This window comes from Streptomyces sp. NPDC001549, from assembly GCF_042894025.1.
Lineage (GTDB): Bacteria > Actinomycetota > Actinomycetes > Streptomycetales > Streptomycetaceae > Streptomyces > Streptomyces kutzneri.
Genome location: NZ_JBIAVJ010000041.1, coordinates 1 through 23,899, shown reverse-complemented (window position 1 = coordinate 23,899; position 23,899 = coordinate 1). Strand labels below are relative to the sequence as shown.

General features: G+C 71.2%; 18 protein-coding genes and 2 pseudogenes. 15 read left to right on the top strand and 5 right to left on the bottom strand.

Annotation, left to right across the window (positions count from 1 at the left end):
- The gene (locus ACFY04_RS40175; protein ID WP_389125388.1) at positions 1-810 is read left to right on the top strand and encodes a thioesterase II family protein; all 810 of its coding nucleotides are present in this window, start codon (positions 1-3) and stop codon (positions 808-810) included.
- Positions 811-890: 80 nt separating this feature from the next.
- Positions 891-2,492 (top strand): (2,3-dihydroxybenzoyl)adenylate synthase, encoded by a 1,602-nt coding sequence (locus ACFY04_RS40170; protein ID WP_389125385.1) that lies wholly within the window; start codon positions 891-893, stop codon positions 2,490-2,492.
- 68 nt (positions 2,493-2,560) lie between these two features.
- On the opposite strand, the gene ACFY04_RS40165 is transcribed toward ACFY04_RS40170, so the two are convergent.
- Both ACFY04_RS40165 and ACFY04_RS40160 read right to left on the bottom strand, forming a co-directional pair.
- Positions 2,561-3,226 (bottom strand): TetR/AcrR family transcriptional regulator, encoded by a 666-nt coding sequence (locus ACFY04_RS40165; protein WP_389125382.1) that lies wholly within the window; start codon positions 3,224-3,226, stop codon positions 2,561-2,563.
- 355 nt (positions 3,227-3,581) lie between these two features.
- Complete coding sequence (locus tag ACFY04_RS40160) at positions 3,582-5,276, bottom strand: DUF885 domain-containing protein (RefSeq protein ID WP_389125379.1); 1,695 nt, start codon at positions 5,274-5,276, stop codon at positions 3,582-3,584.
- A 591-nt stretch (positions 5,277-5,867) separates the two neighbouring features.
- Here ACFY04_RS40160 and ACFY04_RS40155 point away from each other — a divergent pair.
- Complete coding sequence (locus ACFY04_RS40155; RefSeq protein ID WP_389125376.1) at positions 5,868-7,205, top strand: salicylate synthase; 1,338 nt, start codon at positions 5,868-5,870, stop codon at positions 7,203-7,205.
- Positions 7,206-7,259: 54 nt separating this feature from the next.
- On the top strand, positions 7,260-9,230 hold the full coding sequence (locus ACFY04_RS40150) for a BTAD domain-containing putative transcriptional regulator (RefSeq protein ID WP_389125373.1): 1,971 nt from the start codon (positions 7,260-7,262) through the stop codon (positions 9,228-9,230).
- Positions 9,231-9,281: 51 nt separating this feature from the next.
- On the opposite strand, the pseudogene ACFY04_RS40145 reads toward ACFY04_RS40150, so the two are convergent.
- Together ACFY04_RS40145 and ACFY04_RS40140 are read right to left on the bottom strand one after the other, a co-directional pair.
- A pseudogene (locus ACFY04_RS40145) lies at positions 9,282-9,688 on the bottom strand (helix-turn-helix domain-containing protein); the annotation flags it as partial.
- A gap of 343 nt (positions 9,689-10,031) precedes the next feature.
- The gene (locus ACFY04_RS40140) at positions 10,032-10,865 is read right to left on the bottom strand and encodes a transposase family protein (RefSeq protein WP_389125370.1); all 834 of its coding nucleotides are present in this window, start codon (positions 10,863-10,865) and stop codon (positions 10,032-10,034) included.
- A 59-nt stretch (positions 10,866-10,924) separates the two neighbouring features.
- Between ACFY04_RS40140 and ACFY04_RS40135 the strand changes: the two genes are divergently transcribed.
- Complete coding sequence (locus ACFY04_RS40135; RefSeq protein ID WP_389125367.1) at positions 10,925-11,557, top strand: suppressor of fused domain protein; 633 nt, start codon at positions 10,925-10,927, stop codon at positions 11,555-11,557.
- 348 nt (positions 11,558-11,905) lie between these two features.
- On the opposite strand, the gene ACFY04_RS40130 is transcribed toward ACFY04_RS40135, so the two are convergent.
- Positions 11,906-12,865 carry a helix-turn-helix domain-containing protein gene (locus ACFY04_RS40130; protein ID WP_389125364.1) on the bottom strand — a complete coding sequence of 320 codons (960 nt, stop codon included), beginning with the start codon at positions 12,863-12,865 and terminating at the stop codon, positions 11,906-11,908.
- Positions 12,866-13,820: 955 nt separating this feature from the next.
- Here ACFY04_RS40130 and ACFY04_RS40125 point away from each other — a divergent pair.
- From ACFY04_RS40125 to ACFY04_RS40080, 10 genes and pseudogenes are all read left to right on the top strand, one after another.
- Positions 13,821-14,804: a GNAT family N-acetyltransferase gene (locus ACFY04_RS40125; RefSeq protein ID WP_389125361.1), complete on the top strand. Its 984-nt coding sequence runs from the start codon at positions 13,821-13,823 to the stop codon at positions 14,802-14,804.
- 437 nt (positions 14,805-15,241) lie between these two features.
- Positions 15,242-16,024, top strand: a complete 783-nt coding sequence (locus ACFY04_RS40120; protein WP_389125359.1) for a VOC family protein — start codon at positions 15,242-15,244, stop codon at positions 16,022-16,024.
- Between the two features lie 129 nt (positions 16,025-16,153).
- A pseudogene (locus tag ACFY04_RS40115) lies at positions 16,154-17,347 on the top strand (glycosyltransferase); the annotation flags it as partial.
- A gap of 15 nt (positions 17,348-17,362) precedes the next feature.
- Entirely contained in the window at positions 17,363-18,100 is a 738-nt protein-coding gene (locus tag ACFY04_RS40110; RefSeq protein WP_389125443.1) for an SAM-dependent methyltransferase, read from the top strand.
- 100 nt (positions 18,101-18,200) lie between these two features.
- A complete protein-coding gene (locus tag ACFY04_RS40105; RefSeq protein WP_389125356.1) occupies positions 18,201-19,085 on the top strand; it encodes an alpha/beta hydrolase in 885 nt (294 codons plus the stop codon).
- A gap of 189 nt (positions 19,086-19,274) precedes the next feature.
- Positions 19,275-20,483: a glycosyltransferase gene (locus ACFY04_RS40100; protein ID WP_389125441.1), complete on the top strand. Its 1,209-nt coding sequence runs from the start codon at positions 19,275-19,277 to the stop codon at positions 20,481-20,483.
- Positions 20,484-21,063: 580 nt separating this feature from the next.
- Positions 21,064-22,527 carry a CocE/NonD family hydrolase gene (locus tag ACFY04_RS40095; protein WP_389125354.1) on the top strand — a complete coding sequence of 488 codons (1,464 nt, stop codon included), beginning with the start codon at positions 21,064-21,066 and terminating at the stop codon, positions 22,525-22,527.
- A 16-nt stretch (positions 22,528-22,543) separates the two neighbouring features.
- Positions 22,544-22,990 carry a DUF6069 family protein gene (locus ACFY04_RS40090; RefSeq protein WP_389125351.1) on the top strand — a complete coding sequence of 149 codons (447 nt, stop codon included), beginning with the start codon at positions 22,544-22,546 and terminating at the stop codon, positions 22,988-22,990.
- A gap of 60 nt (positions 22,991-23,050) precedes the next feature.
- Positions 23,051-23,401: a hypothetical protein gene (locus tag ACFY04_RS40085; RefSeq protein WP_389125438.1), complete on the top strand. Its 351-nt coding sequence runs from the start codon at positions 23,051-23,053 to the stop codon at positions 23,399-23,401.
- 153 nt (positions 23,402-23,554) lie between these two features.
- Entirely contained in the window at positions 23,555-23,737 is a 183-nt protein-coding gene (locus ACFY04_RS40080; protein WP_389125348.1) for a hypothetical protein, read from the top strand.
- Positions 23,738-23,899: the final 162 nt, after the last annotated feature.

The window sequence follows — 23,899 nt, the reverse complement described above, 5'->3', positions numbered from 1 at the left end:
ATGTCCGCCCGACCCCCGATGTCCGTCCGGGCCGCGACAGCGGTCCGGCGCCCGGTGCCCCGCGTGTGCGCCAGAGCCCGCGTGCTGTGCTTCCCGCACGCCGGCGGTGCCGCCGGCCACTACCGCGGCTGGGCCGCTGACGCCCCCTGGGACGTCGAGTTCGCCGTGATCCAGTACCCGGGCCGCGAGGACCGCTACGAGGAGGAGGCCCCCACCGACATGGCGGCCCTGGCCGGCGCGATCGCCGGCGAACTCCTCTCCGAGCACCAGGAACCGGCCCACCTGCCCACGGTGCTGTTCGGACACAGCATGGGCGCCGCCGTGGCCTACGAGGTCGCCCGCAGGCTCACCGCCGCCGACCGGGCCCCCGCCGCCCTGGTGGTGTCCGGCCGCCCCGCTCCGGCCCTGTCGCGGCCCGGCACCGTACACCTCGGCAGCGACGAGGACCTGGTGGCCGACCTGCGTCGGCTCGGCGGCACCGAAGGCGCCGCCCTGGACAACCGGTCCCTGATGTCGGCCGTCCTGCCCACCATCCGCCGCGACTACCGGCTCATCGAGACCTACCGGGCCCTGCCCGGCGTCCCGCTGCGCGCACCCGTCACCGTCCTGTACGGCGACCGGGACCCGGAGGTCGACGAACGGGAGGCCGCGGCGTGGCGCGAGGCCACGCAGGGCCCCTGTGCCGTGCACGCCTTCCCGGGGGACCATTTCTTCCTGGAGCCCCACCGCCGGCAGGTGCTCGACCACATCGTGGCCCGCGCCCGCGAGGCCGCGGCCCGAGCGCCCGGGGGCTGGCCCAGCATGCCGTGACCGCCACGAGACGACCCAGGGGGCGCCCCGCCGGACCGGGGCGGGGCCCCACCGATCCAGCGAACCCATGGGGGACCCTGATGAGCGCAGACTTCGTGAGCCCGCCCGCCGCGGTGACCCGGCGCTACCGGGAACTCGGCTACTGGACCGACGAGACCCTCGGCGCGTGGCCGTCCGGGACGTCCGGCCGCGCGGCCCGGACCGCCCTGATCGCCCCGGACCGGGACATGACCTTCGCCGAGCTCGACCTGGCCGCCGACCGGATGGCCTCCGGCCTGCGCGCACACGGCCTGCGGGCCGGCGAGCACGTGGTCGTACAACTGCCCAACACCTCCGAGTTCGTGGTGCTGTCCCTGGCGCTGTTCCGGCTGGGCGCCCGGCCGGTGTTCGCGCTCCCGGCGCACCGGGAGGCGGAGATCACCCACCTGGTGGACACCGCGCGGGCCACGCTCTACATCTGCCCGCCCGAATCCCTGGACCCCGAGTACGGACGGCTCGCCAAGGAGGTCGCGGCCCGCTGCCCCTCCCTGCGGGACGTCCTGGTCGCGGGCGCCTGCGCCTCCTTCCCGTCCCTGCACGACATGGACGCGGAGCCGCAGGAGCTGCTCGCGCCCGATCCCCTCGACGTGGCGCTGTTCCTGCTGTCCGGCGGCACCACCGGCCGGCCCAAGCTGATACCGCGCACCCACGCCGACTACACGTACCAGCTGCGGGAGAGCGCGCGGCTGTGCGGCTTCGGCCCGGAAAGCCGGTACCTGGCGGTGCTGCCCGCGGCCCACAACTTCGCACTGGCCTGCCCCGGCGTGCTGGGCACGCTGCGCCTCGGCGGAGCGGCCGTCCTGGCTCCGGCCCCGACCCCGGAGGTGTGCTTCCCGCTCATCGAGCGGACCCGCGCGACGGCCACCTCCCTCGTACCGCCCCTGCTGAGGCTGTGGCTGGACGCCGCGGAGTGGAACGACCGCGACCTCTCCTCCCTGGGGCTGCTGCAAGTGGGCGGCGCCAAGCTCGACGCCGACACGGCGCGCCGGGTGCCCGCCGCACTCGGCTGCACGCTCCAGCAGGTCTACGGAATGGCCGAGGGCCTCCTCAACTACACCCGCCCCGACGACCCCCGGGACGTGGTGTTCCGTACGCAGGGGCGCCCGCTGTCGCCGGCCGACGAGATCCTGGTGCTGCGCGAGGACGGCAGCCGCGCCGGCCCGGGAGAGCCCGGCGAGCTGCTCACCCGGGGCCCCTACACCCTGCGCGGCTATTACCGGGCGCCCGAGCACAACCGGGCCCGTTTCACCGAGGACGGCTACTACCTGACCGGCGATCTGGTGACCCGCTCGGCCGACGGGAACCTGGAAGTGGTGGGCCGGGTGAGCGACGTGGTCAACCGGGGCGGCGAGAAGGTGCCCGCGCTGGAGCTGGAGGAGCACCTGGGCGCCGACCCCCGCATCGCGGCCGCCGCGGTGGTCGCGCTGCCCCACGAGCTGATGGGCGAGTGCACCTGCGCCTGCGTCGTGCCCGCGGACGCCGATGACCCGCCCACGCTCCGCGCGGTGCGGGCCTCCCTGAAGGCGCGCGGCATCGCCGCCTACAAGCTGCCCGACCGCTTGGTGGTGCGATCCGCACTGCCGCTGACGGCCGTCGGTAAGGTCGACAAGAAGACCCTGCGCGAAGAGCTGCTCGCCGGCTGATCCGCGTACGCCCGCGGCCCGTCGCGACACCTCCTCGCGACCGGCCGCGGACCTGTGCGGCGTACGGGTCAGACGCGGGCGATCAGCCCGTTGACCACCGCTTCGAGACCCTGGCGGTGGGTGTCGCGGGCGGTCAGCGCCGCCCACCGGTCGGCCAGGGACGCGAGCCGGGGGTAGGCCTCGGGGGACAGGGACGCGAACGCCTGGTCCCGGTGCGAGGGCTGGTCGCGCTCGACCCGCCGGCGCTCGCGGCTCACCCGGATCATCAGCTCGCCCACGGTGTAGTACCAGACGGTGCGGTACGCGTCGACGGCCTGCTCGGGAGTGAGTCCGCACGCGACGGCGGCGTCCACCATCACCTCCACGATCCACAGCGCGGAGATGGCCATGAGGTCGTCCGAGGCGAGCACCTCGACGATCCACGGGCAGTCGGCGAGCACGGAGTGCAGGAGGAGGCCCGCGGCGATCATCCGCTCACGCGGGTCCTCTGGCAGCTCGGGGCGCCGGATGCTCTGCGCGTGCGCCTCCAGCAGGAGCAGCAACAGCTCGTCCTTGTCGCGCACGTGGTGGTAGAGCGCCATCGGGGTGCTGTCGAGTTCCTTCGCCAGACGGCGCATCGACAGGCTGTCGGCGCCTTCCTCCGCCAGCAGGCGCTGGGCACCCGAGATGATCGCCTGTTGCGACAGCCGGGGCGGACGACCGGTTCTGCCGGTGCGCGTGGTTCGGGGCTGCATCCGTCTCAATTCCTTCACGGCTGGGTGAGCGAGCCTGCGGCTGTCACTGAGGGGCACGGCAGGTGGGGGTGATCCGGTCGGGAGAGGCCCGGTCCCGCAGGCCGGACGGTGGTCCCGCTCGGTGCGGGAGACGGCGCCGGACCGTGGGGGATCGGATCGGGCGGCGGACGGGGATGCGTCACCGGCCGCCGCGATGTCCGTGACCCGGTGGGGTGCTCGAACGGGTCGGCGAATGTGGAGATTTGCCCCATCGAAAACCTGGGCGACACCCTAGCACCAGCAGGTTCCGGCCACCCGTGGGCCCGCTTCCGGTGCGGCGGCGGCCGACAGCCGGTGACCGCGCCGCGCGGGACGCTCACAGGGCGGAGATCTCACCGAGCAGGTCGTCCAGGCCCAGCGAGCCCTGCGACAGCGCCGCCATGTGCCAGGCCTTGAGGTCGAAGTCCGCTCCGTGGCGCCTGCGGGCCGCCTCCCGGCCCGTCAGCCAGACCCGCTCACCGAGCTTGTAGCCGATGGCCTGGCCCGCCATCCCCTGGTAGCGGACGATCTCGCTCTCGACGTAGTCGGCCGGGCGGCTGCTGTGCCGGGCGAGGAACTCCTCGGCCAGTGCGGGCGTCCAGTGCTCGCCCGGACGGAAGGGGGAGTCCGCCGGGATCGCCAGCCCCAGGTGCATGCCGATGTCGACGACGACCCGCACGGCGCGGAGCATCTGCGCGTCCAGATAGCCCAGCCGTCGTTCGGCGGTGGTCAGGAAGCCCAGTTCGTCCATGAGGCGCTCGGCGTACAGCGCCCAGCCCTCGGCGTTGGCGTGCACGATGCCGACGGTGGTCTGGTAGCGGGAGAGGCTGCCGGCGACGTGCGCCCACTGGGCCAGCTGGAGGTGATGGCCGGGCACTCCCTCGTGGTACCAGGTGGTGACCAGGTCGTAGACCGGGAAGCGGGTCTGACCCATCGTCGGCAGCCAGGTGCGCCCCGGCCGGGAGAAGTCCAGCGACGGCTCGGTGTAGTACGGGGCCGCGGCGCTGCCCGCAGGGGCGATGCGCGACTCCACCCGGCGCACCCGTTCGGCCAGTTCGAAGTGGGTGCCGTGCAGCGCGGCGACGGCCTCGTCCATCAGCGACTGGAGCCACCGCCGGGTCTCCTCGACCCCCTCGACGGCCTCGCCGTGCAGGTCGCACCAGGCCAGCGCCTCCCAGGGGGTGCCCGCGCCCGGCAGCACCTCGACGGCCTCGGTCCGCATCTCGGCGAGCAGCCGGTGGAACTCGGACCAGCCGTAGGCGTAGGCCTCGTCCAGGTCGAGGTCGGTGCCGTTGTAGTAGCGGGCGAGGAGGGCGTAGCGCTCCCGGCCGACGACGTCCGGTGCGCCCTCGACGGCCGGGGCGTAGTCGTCCCGGAGCCAGTCGCGCAGCTCCACGAGGGCGCCGGTGGCCGCGGTGGCGGCCGCGCTGAGCTCGCCGCGCAGCCGCTCGGGGCCGGGGTCGGTGAACTCCGCGAACCAGCTGCGGTCCGTACCGATCCACTCGGCCAACTGACCTATGGCAGTGGCCACTTGGCGCGGACCCGCGGGTAGCTTCCGGCTGAGTCCGGTGTCCAGGGAGGCCCGGTAGCCCGCGAGCGCCTGCGGTACGGCGCGCAGCCGGCGGGCGACGGCGGCCCAGTCCTCGTCGGTGTCGGTGGGGGTGAGCGTGAAGACCTCGCGGACCTCGTGCAGCGGTGAGCTGAGGTTGCTGACCCTGCGCAGCTCCTCGCCCGCCTCGTGCACGGCCAGTTCGGCGGTGAGCCGCTCGCGCAGCAGCCGGGCGCAACGCCGCTCGACGACACTGTCCGCGCCCGGTTCGGCCTCGGCCGCATCGAGCCGGCCCAGGGTCGTGCGGGCGAGGTGGGCCACCGCCTCCCGGCCGGCGGGAGAGAAGTCCGGCAGCCGGTCGGAGCTCTCGGCGACGCCGAGGTAGGTGCCGGTGATCGGGTCCAGTTCGACGAGGTCGTCGACGTGGTCGTCGGCGATCCGGCGCGGCAGCCGGCCGCCGTCGGGCGCAGTGGAGTCGGGCATCTGAATCCATCCTCGTGCGGATGTGTCCGCCGGGTCGCCGTCCGCGTCGGGGCGACAGGTTCCTGTGTGGATGACAACCGGCGAGGCCATGGGTATAGTTATCTTACGCGTACACCATACAGGTACAGAAACTCGGGGGAGTGGATGTCTCACGCATTGCTGACCAGGCGCGGCACGGGTGAACCGTCGATGGTGCCGGTCGGTCCTCCAGCGGACGTCCACCACGACCGGCGACGGCCGGGGCTGTCATCCCCCGTCGGCCCCTGCCGTCGCTCTTCCCTTCCGGCCATCTGGATTCTGTGATTCCTGTCCCGTGTGCACCGGGGGAGATCATTCCGATGGAAGCATGGCGTTGACGGTCCGCCCGCTCCTCGTGGTCCGAGGGCAGGGGACCCCTGATTCCCGCAGCGCGCAGGCGGGCACGATCCGCTCGCTTCCTGAATTCCACACTCCATATTCCGCACTCCGTGTTTTCCCGTACGACTCGCTCCATCTGCCATGAATGTCCTGCCAGGGCGGGGGCTGCGGTCACCGGCGAGCTCAGCGCTGCCCGGTCGGACGTGGCGTCGCCCTCCAGTCGGAGGAATCGAGATGAAGACTCACTACCGCTCTGCCGTGATGGAATCCGCACGGGAACCCTTGGACATCGCCGTCGGCCTCGCCGCCGCCGGCCTGTCCGGCACGTCCGTGGTCCACGAGGCGCCGGGCGAATGGTCCATAGCCCTCGGCGTGGCCGCGGAGGTGATCGTCGATGCCCACAGCGTCCGATGTACGAGCCTCGGAGTCACCCACGAGGAGGAGTGGTTCGGAGAACCGCTGACCGCGGTGCAGAAGTGCCTTTCCGAACTGCCCATCAGCGACTGGACCGCCTACGGCTGGTGCGCCTTCGAACTCTCCCACGCCATCGCCGGAATGACGGTGGAGGAGGGGACGCTGCTCCACCTCGTCGTCCCCGAGACGGAGGTCCGGCTGACCGGCTCCCGGATCTACCTGCGCAGCCTCGGGTACGCCGGGCTGGCCGCCGCGGAGGACGCGCTGGCCCGGATCGCGGCGGACCCCGCGCCGGCCGGGTTACTGCCCGTCCGGGTGGACCTGGAAAGCGGTGCGGAAACGTATCGCCATCGCGTGGCCTTACTCGTCGAGGAGATCCGCGCCGGGAAGTTGCAGAAGGCCATCCTCTCGCGTGAGGTCCCCGTCGGGACCGAGATCGACTTCGCGGCCAGCTACCGCAAAGGCCGCCTGGAGAACAACCCCGTCCGTTCCTTCCTCTTGGACATGGCGGGACTGCGCTGCTTCGGATTCAGCCCCGAGACCGTCGTCGAGGTCTCCTCGGACCGCCGGGTGGCCAGCCAGCCGCTGGCCGGCACGCGCGCCCTGACCGGCGATCCGGACCTCGACCACACGCTCCGCGAGGAACTCCTCTCGGATCCCAAGGAACTGCACGAGCACGCCATTTCCGTGAAGGTCGCGGTCGACGAACTGATCGGCCCGTGCAAGCCGGACTCGGTCGTCGTCGAGGAGTACATGTCCGTCAAGGAACGCGGCTCGGTGCAGCACCTCGCCTCCAGAGTGGTGGGGCGGATGCCCTTGGAGGCCAGCCCCTGGGACGCCTTCGCCGCAGTCTTCCCGGCCGTCACGGCCTCCGGAGTACCCAAGCGCGCCGCCTACCAGGCCATACAGCGCCACGAGCAGAGCCGTCGCGGCCCGTACGCGGGCGCCGTGCTGAAGGTCGCCGAGGACGGCACCATGGACGCCGCCCTGGTGCTGCGCAGCGTCTACGCGCAGGGCGGCCGCACCTGGCTGCGGGCCGGCGCCGGCATCGTCGGACACTCCCACCCGGACCGCGAGCTGGAGGAGACCCGGGAGAAGCTGCGGTGCGTGTCCACGTCGCTGCTGGCGCAGCCGGACACCGCCGGTCCGCACGCATGACCGGGGCAGAGCGTCACCGGCCATCGACCGCCCCTTCCCGGAGGTAACGACACCGTGCTGACAGCGGGGGAATCACTGTCCATCCAACTGCTGGGGCCCATACGGGCCTGGAGGAACGGGAAGGAGGTCGTGCTCGGCCCGCCCAAGCAGCGCGCCGTCCTCGCGCTGTTGGCCAGCCGGGCCGGTGACGTCGTGGGCATCGAGCACATCATCGACGCCGTCTGGGGGAGCGACGTCCCGCAGACCGCCGCCAACGGCGTCCACACCTACGTGGCCGGGCTGCGCCGCGTACTGGAACCCGACCGCGGCCGGCGCGGCACCAGCTCCGTACTCGCCTCCGCGGCAGGCGGCTACTGCCTGCGCGTCAGCCCCGAGGCGACGGACCTGGCACGCTTCGCACAGCGCCACGCGCAGGCGCGCCGGGCCGGCACGGACGGCGACACCGAAGGGGCCCTCGCGCTGTACCGGGAAGCCCTGGCGCTGTGGCACGGAGAGGCCTTCGCGGGCATCCCCGGACCGTTCGCGGCCGTGGAGCGGACCCGGCTGCAGGATCTGAGGATGACGGCCACCGAGGAATGGGCCTCGGACATGCTGAAGGCGGGACGCCACGGAGAGGTGGTCGCAGACCTGTCCGCGGCCGTGGCCGAGGAGCCCCTGCGGGAGAAGCTGCGCTGGCTGCTGATGCTCGCCCTGTACCGATGCGACCGGCAGGCCCACGCCCTCGCCGTGTACACCGAGACCCGGCGGCTGCTCAACCGGGAACTGGGCATCGAACCCGGCGCGGAGCTGAGCAACCTGCATCAGGACATCCTGGCCGGCCGCGCGGTCACCGCCTGCCGCGACCAGTCACCGGCGTCGGCCGCGGACTCACCGGACGGCGCCGCGCCGCACATGCCGCGTCCCGCCCAGCTGCCGCCGCTGGCGCGGGGGTTCGTCGGGCGTACGGCGGAACTGGACGAACTGGAGCGGTTGCTCGCCGAGGACGAGGTGCGCTCCGGCGCCGGCACGGCGGTGGCCGTGGTGGACGGCCCGGCCGGCATGGGCAAGACGGCGGTCGCCCTGCGGCTGGCGCACCGGCTCGCCGACCGCTTCCCGGACGGCCAGCTGTTCGTCGACCTCGGCGGCACCGGGGCCCAGGGCGAGCCTCTGACGGCGTCCGAGGCCCTCGCCCAGCTCCTGCGCAGCCTCGGCGTCGACCACGCGCGCATCCCCGCCGACCTGGCGGGGCGCGTCAGCCTCTACCGCAGCCTGCTGCACGGGCAGCGGATGCTGGTGGTGCTCGACGACGCGCTCGGCACCGGCCAGGTCCGCCCGCTGATCCCGCGGGGGGCGTCCTCGGTGATCGTCACCAGCCGTCAGCGGCTCACCGGCCTCGCGATCCGCGACGGGGCCCACCAGGTGCGGGTCGGACCGCTGTCCCAGAGCGATTCGGCGGAGCTGCTCACCTACCTGGGCGGCAACCGGCTGCGGGTGGAGAGGACGGTGATCACGCGCCTGGCGCGCGTCTGCGAAGGGCTGCCCCTGGCCCTGCGCAGCGCCGTCGAGGGGCTGATCGAGGCGCGGGACGTCCCGCCGGCCGCGGTGGTGGAACGCTACGCCGAGGAGCGCGGGTTGTTGGACCGCCTCGCGGCGCAGGGCGACGAGGACGCGGACCTGCGTACCGTGTTCGAGGCCTCGTACCAGGCGCTGCCCGCGGAGGCGGCCCGGATGTTCCGCTCGCTGGGCCCGCACTCCACCGGCCTGATCAGCGTGCAGCAGGCCGCGACCCTGGCGGGCACGAGCCAGACGACGGCCCGCTGCCTGCTCGACCTGCTCGTCAACGGCCACCTGATGGAACGGGTCTCCCGGCACTACTACCGCTTCCACGGCCTGATCGGCGTCTACGCGGCCCAGCGCGCCGAGCGCGAACCGAAGGCCGACCGGGAGCTGATCCTCATGGGACTGCTCGGCCGGGGGCGGGACTTCGTCCCGCGCCGGACGACGGCACTGGAGGAGCACCGCAACCCGCACGCCACCGTGAACTGACGGGCGACGCCGCGGGGCCCCGGCGCCGGCGGGCGTCAGGGCCGTTGCGGTGCGGCGGACCGGTTCGCCGGTGGCCCGCTCCAGGGCTGCGAGTGGAGGTGGCCGTGGCGGATGAGGATCCGGTGGGCTGTCGAGGGTGCGATCCCGAGGCGGGCCGCCGGCCGCAGGGGTCCGAGCCGGTGTTCGCGCCGCAGCCGCAGTACGTGTTCGTCGACCTCGGCCGGGGTCCTGCCCGGCTGGTGGTGGGGGCGGCTGGAGCGGTCACTCATGCCGGCGATGTCCAGGGTGCGGTAGCGGGCGGCCCAGCGGGCCGCGGTGGTGTGGCTGACCTGGAGAGGTTCCGCGGCCCGCCGCACGGGCCGGCCGTCGTCCACGACACAACGCGCCGACCGCAGTCGCCCGGTCTCGGTCAGCGGGGCATTGAGCGAGCGGCCGTAGCGGTCGAGCGCGGGGACCACTGCATGTGGTGTCGGCCGGCCGGGCGCCGCCTGTCCGGGTACTGCCGGGCAACCGGCGTGTCCGCGAGGTGCGCGGGCTCGTTTGCGAAAAGCGGGGCGAGTGCCCCCGTACACGACGGCGAGGGAAGAGGGGGGAATGCTGTGCTGACTGACGCTGGGCGCCATTACGTGGCACATGGCACCTACCCGGCACCGAAACCCCAGGCGCGGGTGGTTCCGATCCCCCGGCTGCCCAAAGCCACCGCCCCGCGTTCGGCGCCCGGTGTTCCGCAGCAGCCGCGTAACGGCTCGGTCCGCGATTGAGGTCGGGGCGTGCTGGCCTGGCGGTTCGGCTGGTGGTTGATCAGCAGGCCGTTTGCCGGGCGAGAACCAGTTCGGTGCTCGGCCTGTGGCGCGTTGGCCGACGGGCAGAACGGTCCGAGACCAGTGAAGCGATCGCGCGATGGGTCGCGGCGCAGTCCTCACGCCTGCCGGTGTAACGCTGGAGCGGCCGCCACTGACGCAGTTCGGCATTGACGTGCTCGACGCAGATCCGATCCGAGGACTGCCGCCGGCGCATCTCCCGCCATGCGTACTGATCGCCGGGCGGTGCGTCGTCCTTCGGCTTCTTCGGCGGGGCGCTGACCTGGTCGGGGAATTCGTTGGCCAGACCCCGGTCACGCTCGTCGACGTCGGCTCCCGCTTTCGGGTGGAGCCGGAACTGCTCGGCGATGCCCTCCGTGCGCATCGCGGTCTGGTCGTGCATGCGGCCCGGCCGGTCCGCGCCGGACCACAGCAGACGCCCCTGACCGTCGCTGACGGTCGTGGTCTTGATGGTGTTCTGTTTCCTCTTGCCCGAGACGAAGGCCCGTCGTCCGGGCCGGTCGGCCTTGGGCCGGCGGACCTGGGTCTCAGCTCCGTCGATCCTCAGCCGGATCCCCTCGGCTTCGGCGTAGGCGAACACGTCCGCCAGGGTCCGCAGCCGCACCCCGGGGCGGTCAGGGACGGCGAACCCGCGCGCTGCCAGCAGCGGGCGGATCTCGTCGATGGCGCGGGAGACCGTGGAACGGGCCGTGCCGTACAACTCGGCGAGCGCGGCGTGCGGGAGCCCCGTGCGCAGGTGGACCAGAGTGACGAGCACCCGGTCGGCGAAGACCAGGTCGAACTTCGGGCCGGCACCGGCCGCCCGCCGTCGCACAGCACCTCGTCGCTCACGCAGTGCCGACTCGCACCGCGCCAGCCCGGGACGCATGGGCCATGACGCTGGGTGAGAAGTCGGGCCGGTTGATTGGGCTCTGGCATGATCGCACGGTGAGTGATGCGAGGCTGCTGGCCGTGGAGGCCGTTGAGTCACATGTCCGGGCGTTCTTCGAGGGGCATTCCGTTGAGGTCGTCGTCTACGACCTGGGGCCGGAACGGCGCGAGGTCGTAGACGACCTGCGGGTTCTCGTTGTCGGCCCCGGTCCACGCAGCGATAGCTGGGCCTATGTGACCGCCGGGTGCTGGGCCGCGATGGAGAGGGACGGTCATGGGCTTGAGTTCGTCATGACCGCCCACGTCCGCGACCAGCGGTTCATCGATCTCATGGCCATGATCGCCTACTACCACTGCGGTGGGCACCAGCTCGACCTGGAGCACAGCCTGCCGATCGGTGAACCATGGGTGCCCGGCTCGGCCTGCGACCACCTGCTGGTCAGCCTGCCTTATCACCACGGACCTGACCTTGAGCACTGTCCGCTGCCTGGGGGGCACGCCCGCATCCTGTGGACCTTGCCTGTGACGGTCGCCGAAATCGAGTTCCGCAGGCATCAGGGTCATGAGGCGTTGGAGCAGCTCTTCGACGAGGCGGGGATCATTCCCACTGATCCTTTCCGGGCATCGGTCGTGTGAGGCGACGGGCGAACCGCTCACGGCGGTCACCGTGTGTGATCGCCAGGGGTGTATCGGCCTCCAGGTTCCGCCAGCTTCGGTCGGAGCGAGCGGCGGCGGTGTGTCCCATCACGATGACCATCAGACTGCTCGAGTTGGGCGGGATGCCTTTGGGACTGCTCGTTCGGCCAGTCGTCAGCGGGGTTCACGACACCTCGGCCGCGAAGCCCGGCATGGTGCGCGCGGGCAGGCTGCTCTCGTGTCGGTTTGGAGAGTGCGCGGGACGGCGACGACCTTGCCGAGGATGATGGCGTGGTCGCCTGGGATCGTCTCGTACGCCGGATTGGCTGCCATCTGTGGACGATCGCGTTATTCGGTTGTGTCTGCGTTGCGGTGCTGTCGCGCGTGGGCGCGGTGTTCGGCGGGGGTGGTTCCGTAGGTGTCGCGGAAGGTACGGCTGAAGGTTGCGGGGTTGGTGAAGCCCCAGCGGGCTGAGATCGCTTGGACGGTTCGGTGGTCCATTTCCGGGCGGGTGAGGTCGGTGTGGCAGCGTTCCAGGCGTCGGCGTCGGATGACTCCCGCGATGCTGGCGGGCTCGCCGTCGAAGAGCGTGTAGAGCGTGCGTAGAGAGACGTTGTGCCGTTCGGCGATCGTGCGAGGTGAGAGGTCGGGGTCGCCGAGGTTGTGATCGATGAAACGCAGGATTCGCTGCAGCATCAGCTGGGATCGCGCCTCGACCGGCGCCTCGTCCAGGGAATGTAGATATTGGGCAAGGCATGCGGTGACTAGGTCGATCGTGGCGGATCCCATGGAAAGCAGTGCCTCCGCTCCGCAGTGCGCTCCTTGGGCATGGAGGGTGCGCAGGAACCCCGCGAGAATCGCGGTCGCTCCCTTTTGGGCAGGGAGGCGATGCACCAGGAGTGGCTCAAGCCTGTGGGGGGACAGCGGCATGGCGGACCGCGGTATCTGCAGCGTCAGGGCGTGAATCGGGCCTCCGGCGGAGAGGCACTCGGTCAGCATGGGGCTGGAAGTGTTGGAGAGTACGAAGTCACCCGCCACCAGCGCTTCCCGGCCACCCTGGGAGACCCGGAGGCTGCCCTGTGTTACCAGTACGAGTTGGTAGCCCTCGGGATCGCCTTGTCGGATGTGTCTCGCGGACCGCCACGCCCGCATGGGGGAGAACGCGAACTCCGACAACACCACGGCGCCCAGTGGCATGTCCTGGATGTCTGCGTGGAAGTCGTCTCTTCGGTCACTGCTCAGCGACAGGGGCATGACCTCGTTGGAGACGGTGTTGAGGAACCATTCGAACCTGTCTGTTGGCGGCACGACTGAAGCCGACGCCCTCGACCCACCCACAAAACCCCCGCATACGCGTCATGCCAAACCAGACCAGCTGGCCGGATCATCTCATGATCCAAATCTGGTTTCGAGACTCGAAAGGATCCCTCGCGCGTCGCTGACGCAGCCGCTACGCGATCCAGGCCACCGGAGCCGGTGCGCTCGCGCTTGTCAGGGGCGGGTCGAGCCCGGTGCTGAGAGGGCCGGCGCCGCGCTGCCGCCGAAGGTTCTGGTGACATCGCGGTAACGGCGGGACCAGGCGCGGGCGGCACGCCGGATGAGGTGGAGAGGTTGGTCGTCGGCAGTGGTGCTTACGGTGCTGATCGGGTCTGCCGCTCCGGAGAAGTCACCGAGGGCGGGCCAACAGCCGGATCCATGCGTCGTGGTCAAGCGGTCTGCACAAATCGCGAAGGCACTCCGCACAACATGCACACTGCGACCGCAGCCACGCGATGTCTAATCAGGCGTCGAAGCAACGTGACGGCATCGTCGGGAAGAGCAGGCAGGCCCTCCTGCCCTGCGTGATTGTGCGCCTGGTTTCGTCTGCTGCGCAGGGGATGACCAAGGCGTTGGGTGGGGTGGGGTGGGGTGGGTACGCGTGCGAGGTGTGTTGTGTGTTTCGGGCTGCTCCGTTTCTTGAGTTGATGGTTTGTCATGCAGCGGATCATTCGCGTAGCGCCGCTGCTGCCGTGGCTGCTGGACGGCGTCGACGAACCGACGGCGGAGAGGTTCTGTTCCGGCTGCCGCATGCGCCGGCTGCACCGCCCGGTGGATCCCGGAGTGCGCCGCTCCCGACCGCTGGGGTCCCAGCACCACGCACTGACGCGTCCACGGCAGCCGCCACCCTTCCCTGGGCCCAACGGCCACGCGACCTCGTCACTCTCTGAAGTACGACAGATTCGAACACGAAAGTCTCATCTTGTCTGCATCTGCATCTGCGTCCGTGCATCTCATCCGCCACGTCTCGGTAGCCGAGGCCGCCGCATGTCATCAGGTCGTCGCGGCCTCGATGGCCCATGACCTGCCCGGAGTACCGGCCCCTGACCCCGGACAGATCCGCGCCCAGCTCACCCAGCCCGCTCTGGGCAGCCGCCGGCTGATCTGGCTGGCCACGGGGGCGGACGGGGGCTCCGTGGGGTTCGCCGACCTGCGGGTGTTCACCTCTCCGGGCCAGGAGCACCTGTCCGAACTGGAACTGCACGTCGATCCCGCGCACCGGCGCCAGGGAATTGGCTCGCTCCTGCTGTTGGAGGTCGTGGCGGCCTGCAACGCCGAGAACCGGCGCAGCCTCATCGCGGCAGCCGCGGCCGACAGCCCGGGCGAAGCCTTCAGTGAACGGCGGGGCTTTAGCCGGGCGCTCACTCTCGACCACCTCCTGCTGCGCCTCGACCAGCTGCCCGATGGGGACCTGCCACTGACCGCCGATACCGGGCCGCCCGGCTACCGGCTGGCCGGCTGGAGCGGCACGGTCCCCGACGAGTTCGCCGACGCCTTCGCAGCGGCCAAGACCGCCATGAACGACATGCCCGTCGGTGACATGGACTACGGCAGCGTGGCCTGGGACGCCGGCCGCGTTCGCGCCATGGCCAAGGTGATCGCCGACCGCGGCGATACACTGCTGACCCTTGCTGCGGTCCACGGTGACGGCAGCATGGCCGGCTACACCGAAGTCCTGCTTCCCCAGGGCTCCGGGCCTCGTGCCCAGCAGTACGACACGGCGGTCGTGCCCGCGCATCGCGGTCAAGGCCTGGGGCTGTGGGTCAAAGCCGCCATGGTGCGGCGTCTGCGCGCCGAACATCCCGACGTCGTCGAGATCGAGACGGACAACGCCGAGGACAACGTCCACATGCTGGCAGTCAACCACCGTCTGGGATTCCGCTCCTACCGGCGCACCCTCGAGTTCCAGCTCGACCTGCGCCCGGCCTGATCCCCGTGGCCGCACTCACTTCCGGAGCGATGGCGACGCGAAGACCTCGGGCGAGCTGGCCTAGGCATCGCCACCCGCGACGGTTACACGGCTGGACCCGGACGCGTCGGCACGTACGGCTTCCTCCCCCCGGCGGTGCGATGCCAGCCCTCTCGCCTCCGAAGCAGCACGCCGTCGCCCGCGCGCTCACCAGCCCCAGCCCAGCGGACTCCACGGGGGGCGCGCCGGTCACGCTCGTCCGCGTGCGGCGAGGAACACGACGGCCCTGGGCACCGGCCTGTTCGACAGCCCCTTGTGCAAACGAACTTCGCTCTGACACCCCGGAGAGTCTCAGGCTCAGGCCTCACCCTCTCCGCCATCGCGTACCGCCCGCGGCGGACGACGGAAACCCCCGCCACCCACCACCCACCACCGCAAACACTCTCCGAGGAGCCGCCATGCACGTGTCCGCGTCCACCATTTCCCTGACCGTCGCCGACGTCGACGCCTCCCGTGACTTCTTCCGCACCCACCTTGGCTACGAGGTGGCAATGGCCGACGACGGCTTCTGCTCGCTGACCCGCGAGGACGCCGGCGTCGACATCGTCCTGCTCCACAAGGGGACCGAGGTCCTGCCCGCCGAGCAGCGGGACCGGGAGGCGGGCGGGCTGATCGTCGCGCTCACGGTCAGCGGCCTCGCCGTAGAGGAGGCACGGCTGCGTGCCGCCGGTGCCCCCATCACCATGCCACTGCGGGAAGAACCCTGGGGCGAGCGTCTGTTCCAGCTGACCGACCCCAACGGCATCGTCGTCCAGTTCGTCGAATGGGTCGTCCCGAACAGCGGCACGGACGTAAGCGAAGACACCGTCGTACAGGTGGTCACTCCCTCGGCCGACGACGTCACCATCTCCCCAAACGCCACCATGACGCGCCTCGCGGCCCCCAGCCGCGGCAGCGGCGAGCTCAGTACCTGGACGGTCGCGATGGAGACCGGTGCGACCGGACCCGAGCATTCCGTCAGCCGTGAGCAGGTCTGGACAGTCACAGTGGGCGCCTTGGAGGTGACCTGTGACGGCCGCACCGAGAAGGTCCTGGCCGGCCAGAGCCTGATCCTGCCCCCGGACCTTGTCCGCCGGATCCACGCTCCGGAGCGGGCCGAGGCCTATGTCGCGATGCGCTCGGACGGAGTCGCCTCGGTGCCCGGTACCGAGGGCACCCGCGAGCTGCCCTGGGCCCGCTGATCCCGCTGATCAGCACCGCCCGACACGCACCCGCCCCAACGGGCGCGAGGCAGGCAAGACCCGGAAGACCCGGATCCTGCCGTACCGACGCCGGCCGATGCCGGCACCTACAGAAACGAGAAACACGACATGCGTGTGCTGTTGATGGCGTACGGATCGCGCGGCGACGTCGCGCCGCTGGCGGGACTGGCGGCGCAGTTGCGGAAGCTCGGCGCGGAGGTACGCGTGTGCGTACCGCCGGACGAGGAGTTCGCGGAACTGCTGGCCGGTGTCGGCGCGGAGCTGGTGCCCTTCGGGAGGGACGTGCGCGCGCTGCGGACGGGAGCGCCGCCGTCGGACGCGGCCGCGTTCGCGGCCGAGCTGGTCGCCGCGCACTTCGACACGGTCGGCAAGGCAGCCGAGGGCTGTGACGTGCTGGTGGCGAGCGGTCTGATGCCGGCCGGCGCCCGCTCGGTGGCCGAGAAGCTGGGCATCCGCTACGTGTACGCGGGCTTCCACCCCTTCGAGATGCCCTCCCCGCACTACCGACCGTCGTCGCGCCCCGGCCCGCCGGCCCCGCCCGACATGACCGACAACCAGGCCCTGTGGGACCTGGACGCCCAGAAGGTCAACGCCCTCTACCTCCAGCCCCTCAACGCCCACCGCGCGGCGATCGGCCTTGCGCCGGTGGACAACGTCCGCGACCACGTCTTCACCGAACAGCCGTGGCTGGCGGTGGACCCGGTCCTGGGCCCGTGGCAGCAACTGACGAACCTCGACCTGGTGCAGACCGGTGCGTGGATCCTGCCCGACGAACGCCCCCTGCCCGCCGATCTGGAAGCGTTCCTGGACGCCGGCACCGCACCGGTGTACGTCGGATTCGGCAGCATGCCCCTGAGCGCGGCCACCGAGATCGCCCGGACGACCGTTGAGGCGGTCCGCGCGCAGGGCCGCCGCGTGCTCGTCTCCCGCGGCTGGGCAGACCTCGGCCTGGCGGACGACTCGGACGACTGCTTCGCCGTCGGCGACGTCAACCACCAGTCCCTGTTCCGCCGGGTCGCGGCCGTCGTACACCACGGCGGCGCAGGCACCACGACCACCGCCGCCCGAGCCGGTGCACCCCAGGTGGTCGTACCCCAGTTCGTGGACCAGCCGCACTGGGCCGCCCGCGTGGCCGACCTGGGCATCGGCGCGGCACACGACGGCCCGACCCCCACCTTCGAGTCCCTGTCCGCCGCGCTCAGGACGGCCCTGACCCCCGAGACGCAAGCACGGGCGAAGGCCGTCGCCGGTACGATCCGCACCGATGGGACGGAGGTGGCCGCGAAGCTGCTCCTCGACGCGGGGCACGGCGCGCCGATGAGCCGCGAGCAGATCTCCGCGATCGCCCATGCCGGCCATCCGATCAAGTCTCCGCTCGCCGACGACTCGGTCAGCCGACTGCTCGAACGCGGCCTCCCGCGGGGCGACGAGCGCGTGCTCGACCTCGGATGCGGCACAGCGGAGTGGCTCCTGCGCGCCCTGGAGACGCGCCGACACCTGCACGCCGAGGGCGTCGACGTCTCCGAAGTCGCCCTGACGCAGGCCCGCCGGTCAGCGAGCGAACGCGGAGTGGACGAGCGCCTGGTCCTCCACCGGCAGGAGGCCGCGGACTTCGTCTCTCCGCAGCCGTTCGACCTGGTGATCAGCGTCGGCGCCGCGCATGCCTTCGGTGGTCTTCTCCCCACCCTCGCGGCGGCCCGAGAACACCTGGCTCCGGGGGGCCGCGTGCTGATCGGTGAGTCGTTCTGGGACCGCGCCCCTTCACCTGCGGCCGTCGACATGTTCGGTGAACTCGCCGACCTGGCGACCACGGTGGACCACGTCGTCGCCGACGGATGGACCCCTGTCCACGCCCATGTCAGCACCCGCGGTGAGCTGGACGCATACGAGTGGGCCTGCTGGGGCTCGCTGGCCGCATGGGCTCTGGACCACCCTGACGATCCAGGTGCCGAACAGGCGCTGGAGACGGCCACCGCCGCGCGTTCGGAGTGGCTGCACGGCTACCGGGACAGCTTCGGCTTCCTCTGCATGGTGCTGCGTCGGACCTCCGAGTGATCGCGTAGGCCGCCGGTAAGCCCACGCACCCATGACGTCCCCCGCACCCGGGCCCCGCCATGGCCGCAGCCCCCGCGGCGGCCGGAAAGTGAAGAAACAGATGCAACCGACGTTCGTACTCGTGCACGGAGCATTCGCGAACTCCTTCTCCTTCGCGCCCCTTCAGGCCGAACTCGGCCTCCTCGGGCACCGCTCTGTCGCCGTCGACCTGCCCGGCCACGGGTTCCAGGCGACCTTCACCCACGCCTATCAGGCGCCGCAGGACCCCGCCGGTCTCGCGAGCGCGCCCGGCTCGATCAAGGGCGTCACGCTCGCCGACAACGTCGCGCACCTGATCGGCATCCTCGAACGGGCCAAGCGGAACGGCCCGGTGATCCTCGTCGCCCACAGCCGTGGCGGTGCCACGGTCACGGCCGCGGCCAACGCGCGCCCGGACCTGATCGACCGCCTCGTCTACGTCTCGGCCTGGGCCCCGGTCGACCTCGACGTCAACGACTACTACGCCGAGCCGGAGATGGCCACGGTCGACCCCGCGGCCTTCGCCGCGGCGCTGGCCGGGAACCCCGCCGACCTCGGCCTGCTCCGCGTCAACTTCCGGACTGCGGACCCGGACACCATCGCCGCGTTCAAGCTGGCCTTCTTCGCCGACGGCACCGACGAGCAGTTCCTCACCTTCCTCAACACCTTCCAGCCCGACGAGAACCTGGATGTCGGCGGCTCCGCCGACCGGGCGCAGGCCGCGGCCTGGGGCCGCATCCCCAAGACCTACATACGCCTCGCCGACGACGCGAGCCTGCCGCTCGTCCTGCAGGACCGCCTGATCCGCGAGGGCAACGAGTTGACGCCTGACAACCCGTACGACGTCCGCACACTGGAGGGCAGCCACCTGAAGTGGCTGGTCGACCCCGCGCCGGCGGCCCGCATCCTGGGCGCACTTGCCACGCTCCCCGCCCCGTCCGCCCAGGGCGCGATCGGAACGGGGTGACGGTTCGGCGGTGGTGGGACAAGGAACGAGAGTGTCCATGCGGGTGCACCCACCACCGCCCCGGCACTGAGATCGGACGCCGACCGGGTGACAGCCTTCGCCACGGTAGTCACCCGGGCTCCATGCCGACCCAGGATGGTCGGTCTGGCCAAGAAGCTACGGAAATAGGAGATCAACGAAGTGCGTGTGATGTTGTCGACGTATGGGTCACGTGGGGACGTCGAACCGTTGGTAGGACTGGCGGTGCGGTTGCGGGAACTCGGCGCGGAGGTGCGGGTGTGCGCGCCGCCGGACGAGGACTTCGCGGAGCGGCTGGCCGGGGTCGGAGTGTCCATGGTGGGCGTCGGGCAGTCAGCACGCACGCTGACTACTGCGGCGCCACCGCCGTCGAAGGTCAACCTGCCCCAACGTGCAGCGGAATTGATCGCCAGTCAGCTGCAGGTGATACCCGCGGCAGCCGAAGGATGTGACCTGCTGGTGGCGACGGGCGCAATGCCAGCCATCGCCGGGGCGCGGTCGGTGGCCGAGAAGCTGGACATCGGCTACGTATCCGCGATCTTCCAGCAGCTGACCCTGCCCTCGCCGCACCGCCCGCCGCTGGCGTACCCGGGGCAGCCGTTCCCGCCGGAGGTGACCGACGACCGGGCACTGTGGGACCTGGACGCCCAGAGCATCAACGCGCTGTTCGGTGAGGCGCTCAACACCAACCGGACGTCGATCGGCCTGCCCCCGGTGGACAACGTCCGCGACTACGCCTTCGGCGACCGGCCGTGGCTGGCGACGGACCCGGTGCTGGACCCGTGGCTGGAGACGCCGGACTACGACATCGTGCAGACCGGCGCGTGGGCGCTGCCCGACGACCGGCCGCTCCCGGCTGATCTGGTGGCCTTCCTGGATGCCGGTGCGCCGCCCGTTTACGTGGGCTTCGGCAGCATGGCCGTGCGCGCAGGGGAGGACGCGGCCCGGGCGGCCATCGAGGCGGTTCGCGTGAGCGGCCGCCGGGTACTCATCGGGCGCGGCTGGGCCGACCTGGGCCTCATCGACGACCGGGACGACTGCTTCGCAGTCGGCGAGGTCAACCACCAGCAGCTGTTCGGACGGGTAGCCGCCGTCGTGCACCACGGTGGCGCGGGTACGACGACGACGGCCGCTCGGGCCGGCGCTCCCCAGGTGGTGGTGCCCCAATTGGCGGACCAGCCGTACTGGGCCGGCCGGGTGGCCGAGCTGGGCATCGGCGTAGCGCACGATGGTCCGGTGCCGACCGCCGAGTCCCTGTCGGCCGCGCTCAAGACCGCCCTTGAACCGGAAACCGGCAGCCGGGCGAAGACCGTGGCCGGCACGGTCCGCACCGACGGGGCGATGGTGGCCGCGAAACTGCTGCTCGACGCTGTCAGCTGAGAGACACGAGAGGGGTTCGCGAGAACCACTCCCCGATGGCGGCCCGCTCCCGCTCCCGCTCCACCCCCACCGCCGCGGCCCCGGACAGCCGGCCCCGGCCGAAGCCGCCGTCCCCGCCCACCGACAGCCAGGGAGCGGGACGCGGGCGCTGACAGGGTGTTCGGCTTTGGGCGGGAGCGGCTGTTCCAGAATTCTGGAACAGCCGCCCGACCTCGCCACCCGGCCCAGTGCACGCCCGGCTCGTCCAGAGCGGCGCGCTGCGCCTGGTCGAGCCGGCGCTGCCGCTGCTCGCCCAGCCGGTCCCAGTCTCGCCGTTGGGTGTCCGACATCCTCGCCGTGCCGTGTCACGCCCGGCACGATGTTGTCCAGTCGCGCTCCGGCCGCGAGGGCCTGCTTCAGATCCTGGTGGCGTTGCCAGTCGACGGTCCAGCCGAGCGTCCACGGGTTCCAGTCGGGGTCGATCGCGGCCAGCGCAGCGGCCCGGCGCCGCGCCCGGTCGGGGTTTCCCTGCCCAGCCCGCCGGGCCGGCGCACGGTCGTGGGGTACTGCCCGATCGTTGTATCGAGGATGACCACGCCCCGTGGCGGCCGCGATGTTCATCGAGACCGGTCCCCTCGACTACTGGACCGGCCACGGCTATGCCGTCGTGGTCGGTGACCAGCGCGGCACCGGCAGGTCCGAGGGGCAGTTCGCGCTGTTCGGCCCCGCCGAGCAGCGCGACTTCTACGACACCATCGAGTGGATCGCCTCCCGCCCCTGGTCGACCGGCAAAGTGTCGATGATCGGGGAGAGCGCCTACAGCGTGAACCAGTGGCTGGCCGCCGCGCAGCGCCCGCCGCACCTGACCTGCGCGCTGATCTACAGCGGGTTCACGGACGTCTACCACGACGCCGTCTACCACGGCGGGCTCTACTCCATGGGGTTCCTCAACTACTTTCCGACCGACAACCTCCGCGCCGGCGCCACGATCGGCGGCGGCACTCCGCCCCGGCCCGGCGGCATCACCGCCGACCTCATCGGCATGACCCTGGACCGGCCCGTCTTCGACGACTGGTGGGGGCAGCGAGCGGTGAAGGTGGAGGACATCGACGTCCCTGTGCTCAACATCGCCTGGTGGTACAGCGTCGGCCTGCACCTGCGCGGTCAGCTCGACGGCTACGAACGGCTCACGGGCACCGACAAGCGCCTCGTCGTACTCGCCGGCACCGACAGCCACGAGCGCTACTACCAGCCCGATTTCCTCGACACCTACATCCGCCCCTGGTACGACCACTGGCTCAAGGGCGTCGACAACGGCGTCATGGACGGCCCTGCGGTTCGTATCCAGGTCGCCAACTCCGGGCGCCAGCCGCGGGAAGAAGCCGAATGGCCACCCCGGCGCGCCGTGCCGATCACGCTCTACCTGGACCCCGAACCCGCACACGCCGTCCTCTCACTCAACGACGGCAGCCTCGCCACCACCCCACCCACCGGGCCGGCCCAAATGGCGACCGTCTACGACTACCCCAACCCCGAGTGGACGGTGGGCACCACCGTCATCACCGACGGCATCCCACAGCCCACCCGGGCCATCCTCACCTTCACCACCGCGCCCCTGGAACACGACACCGAGGTCACCGGGAAGATCACCCTGGTGCTGTACGCGGAGTCCGACCAGACCGACACCGACTTCCACGTCAAGATCTCCGAGCAGAAGGCCGTGCCCAAGCTCAAGGAGATCCTCATGCGCAGGATCGCGAAGAACGTACCGCCGCCCTCCGCCATGGTCACCCGCGGCTGGCTGAAGGCATCCCACCGCACCCACCCGCCCCAGCCGATCGAGCCGGGAACCGTCGTCCGCTACGAGATCGAGGTCTGGCCGACCTCCTACCTCTTCCCCAAGGGCAGCCGAATCCGCCTGGAGATCGCCAACGGCGACTCGGCGGTCGCCGACGGCCTGTTCCACCACTACTACGGCCACAAGGCGGGCCGCGACCTCATCCACCACGACGCCGACCACCCCTCCCACCTCGTCCTGCCCGTCATCCGCCAACCCGCCGACTGACAAGGGAGCATCCACCGTGGCCACCACATCGTCCTCACCGAGACCGCCCGCCTGCCACCCCACCGACACCCCCGGCAGAGCGGCTCGACCGGCTGCCATCGGCATCGGCCTCCTCACGAATCTCGTCTACGCCGTCGTCCTCACCGCCGTCGCCGGGTACGACCTGAAGGCCCCCGCAGCGTTCGGCCGGACGGCCCAGACCGTTCAGATCGGCGTGGTGATCGCCGCCTCCGTCGTCCCCGTGCTGCTCGGCTGGGGACTCCTGGAGCTGCTGGAACGATTCGTCCCACGGCGGGCCACCCTCATCTGGTCGACACTCGCGATCCTGCTGCTCGTCGGCGGTCTTCCCTGCAACGGGGCCGGCGTCACCGCAACCGACCAGTTCCTGCTGGCCCTTATGCACCTGGTCGTCGGCGCGGCGGTGATCCCCGCATTCGTGATCACGTCGCTGCGTAAATCCTGACGCCCGGCTCGGGCCGTCCGACGAGCGCGTGGTGCACATCGCCGAGGCCATTGAAGAGGTCTGCGCCCCCCGGCCGAATGGGCGCCGCCCCGTAGGCCCTCGCCGACGCCAGCGCCCAGATCCCTTCCTCGCCCGGCCCACGACACGGGCCGCCCCGCCCACCCCGGAGACCGCCATGACGATGGCCTACCTCGCCCAACCCGACCAGCAGCAGACGGGGAGGAGATCGCAGCGGTGGTGGTACTCAAGCCCGAAGGACAGGCCACCGCCGAGGAGATCCGCGACCACGTCAAGGCACAGGTGGCCGCGTACAAGTACCCGCGGATCGTCAAGCTCACCGATGCACTCCCCAAGGGGCCGACAGGGAAGGTCCTCAAACGGGACATCGTCATCACCCCCACCGGTTCCTGACCCGTGTCACATCCCGCCAACGGTGTTGTCCCGCCTGCTGCCGGCCCCTCACGCCCGAGGACCAGGAGCGCGCCTTCACGCACGAGTAGCCGGAGCTCACCAGTGAACAGCCCCGAAGGGCGGGGCCCCACGACATCGACAGGAGGCCCTGCTATGGCCAGCCCTGCCCTGATCCACCCGATCGCGGCCGCCGTCGGCGCCACGCGCGCGGCCGCCGCATGGGCCTGCCGCCGCTACAAGGCCGCGGCCCTGGACGGCGTGTACCCCGGCTCTCCGGAACACCAGGCCGCGCTCAAGTCGGTCGAGGACCGCACCGCACCCCAGTTCACGTACTAGCCCGTACCTGCCGACCACGACGCAGGCCGCGCACGACCAGACGGCCATCGACCATGACGCATGGAAGATCCGTCCGCCGTCCCGGCGGATCGTGAGGGACAGGCCCCACCCACGAGAACCACCGGCCGGCCCCCGTTCAACCCGGAAGACATCCGTCCCGCG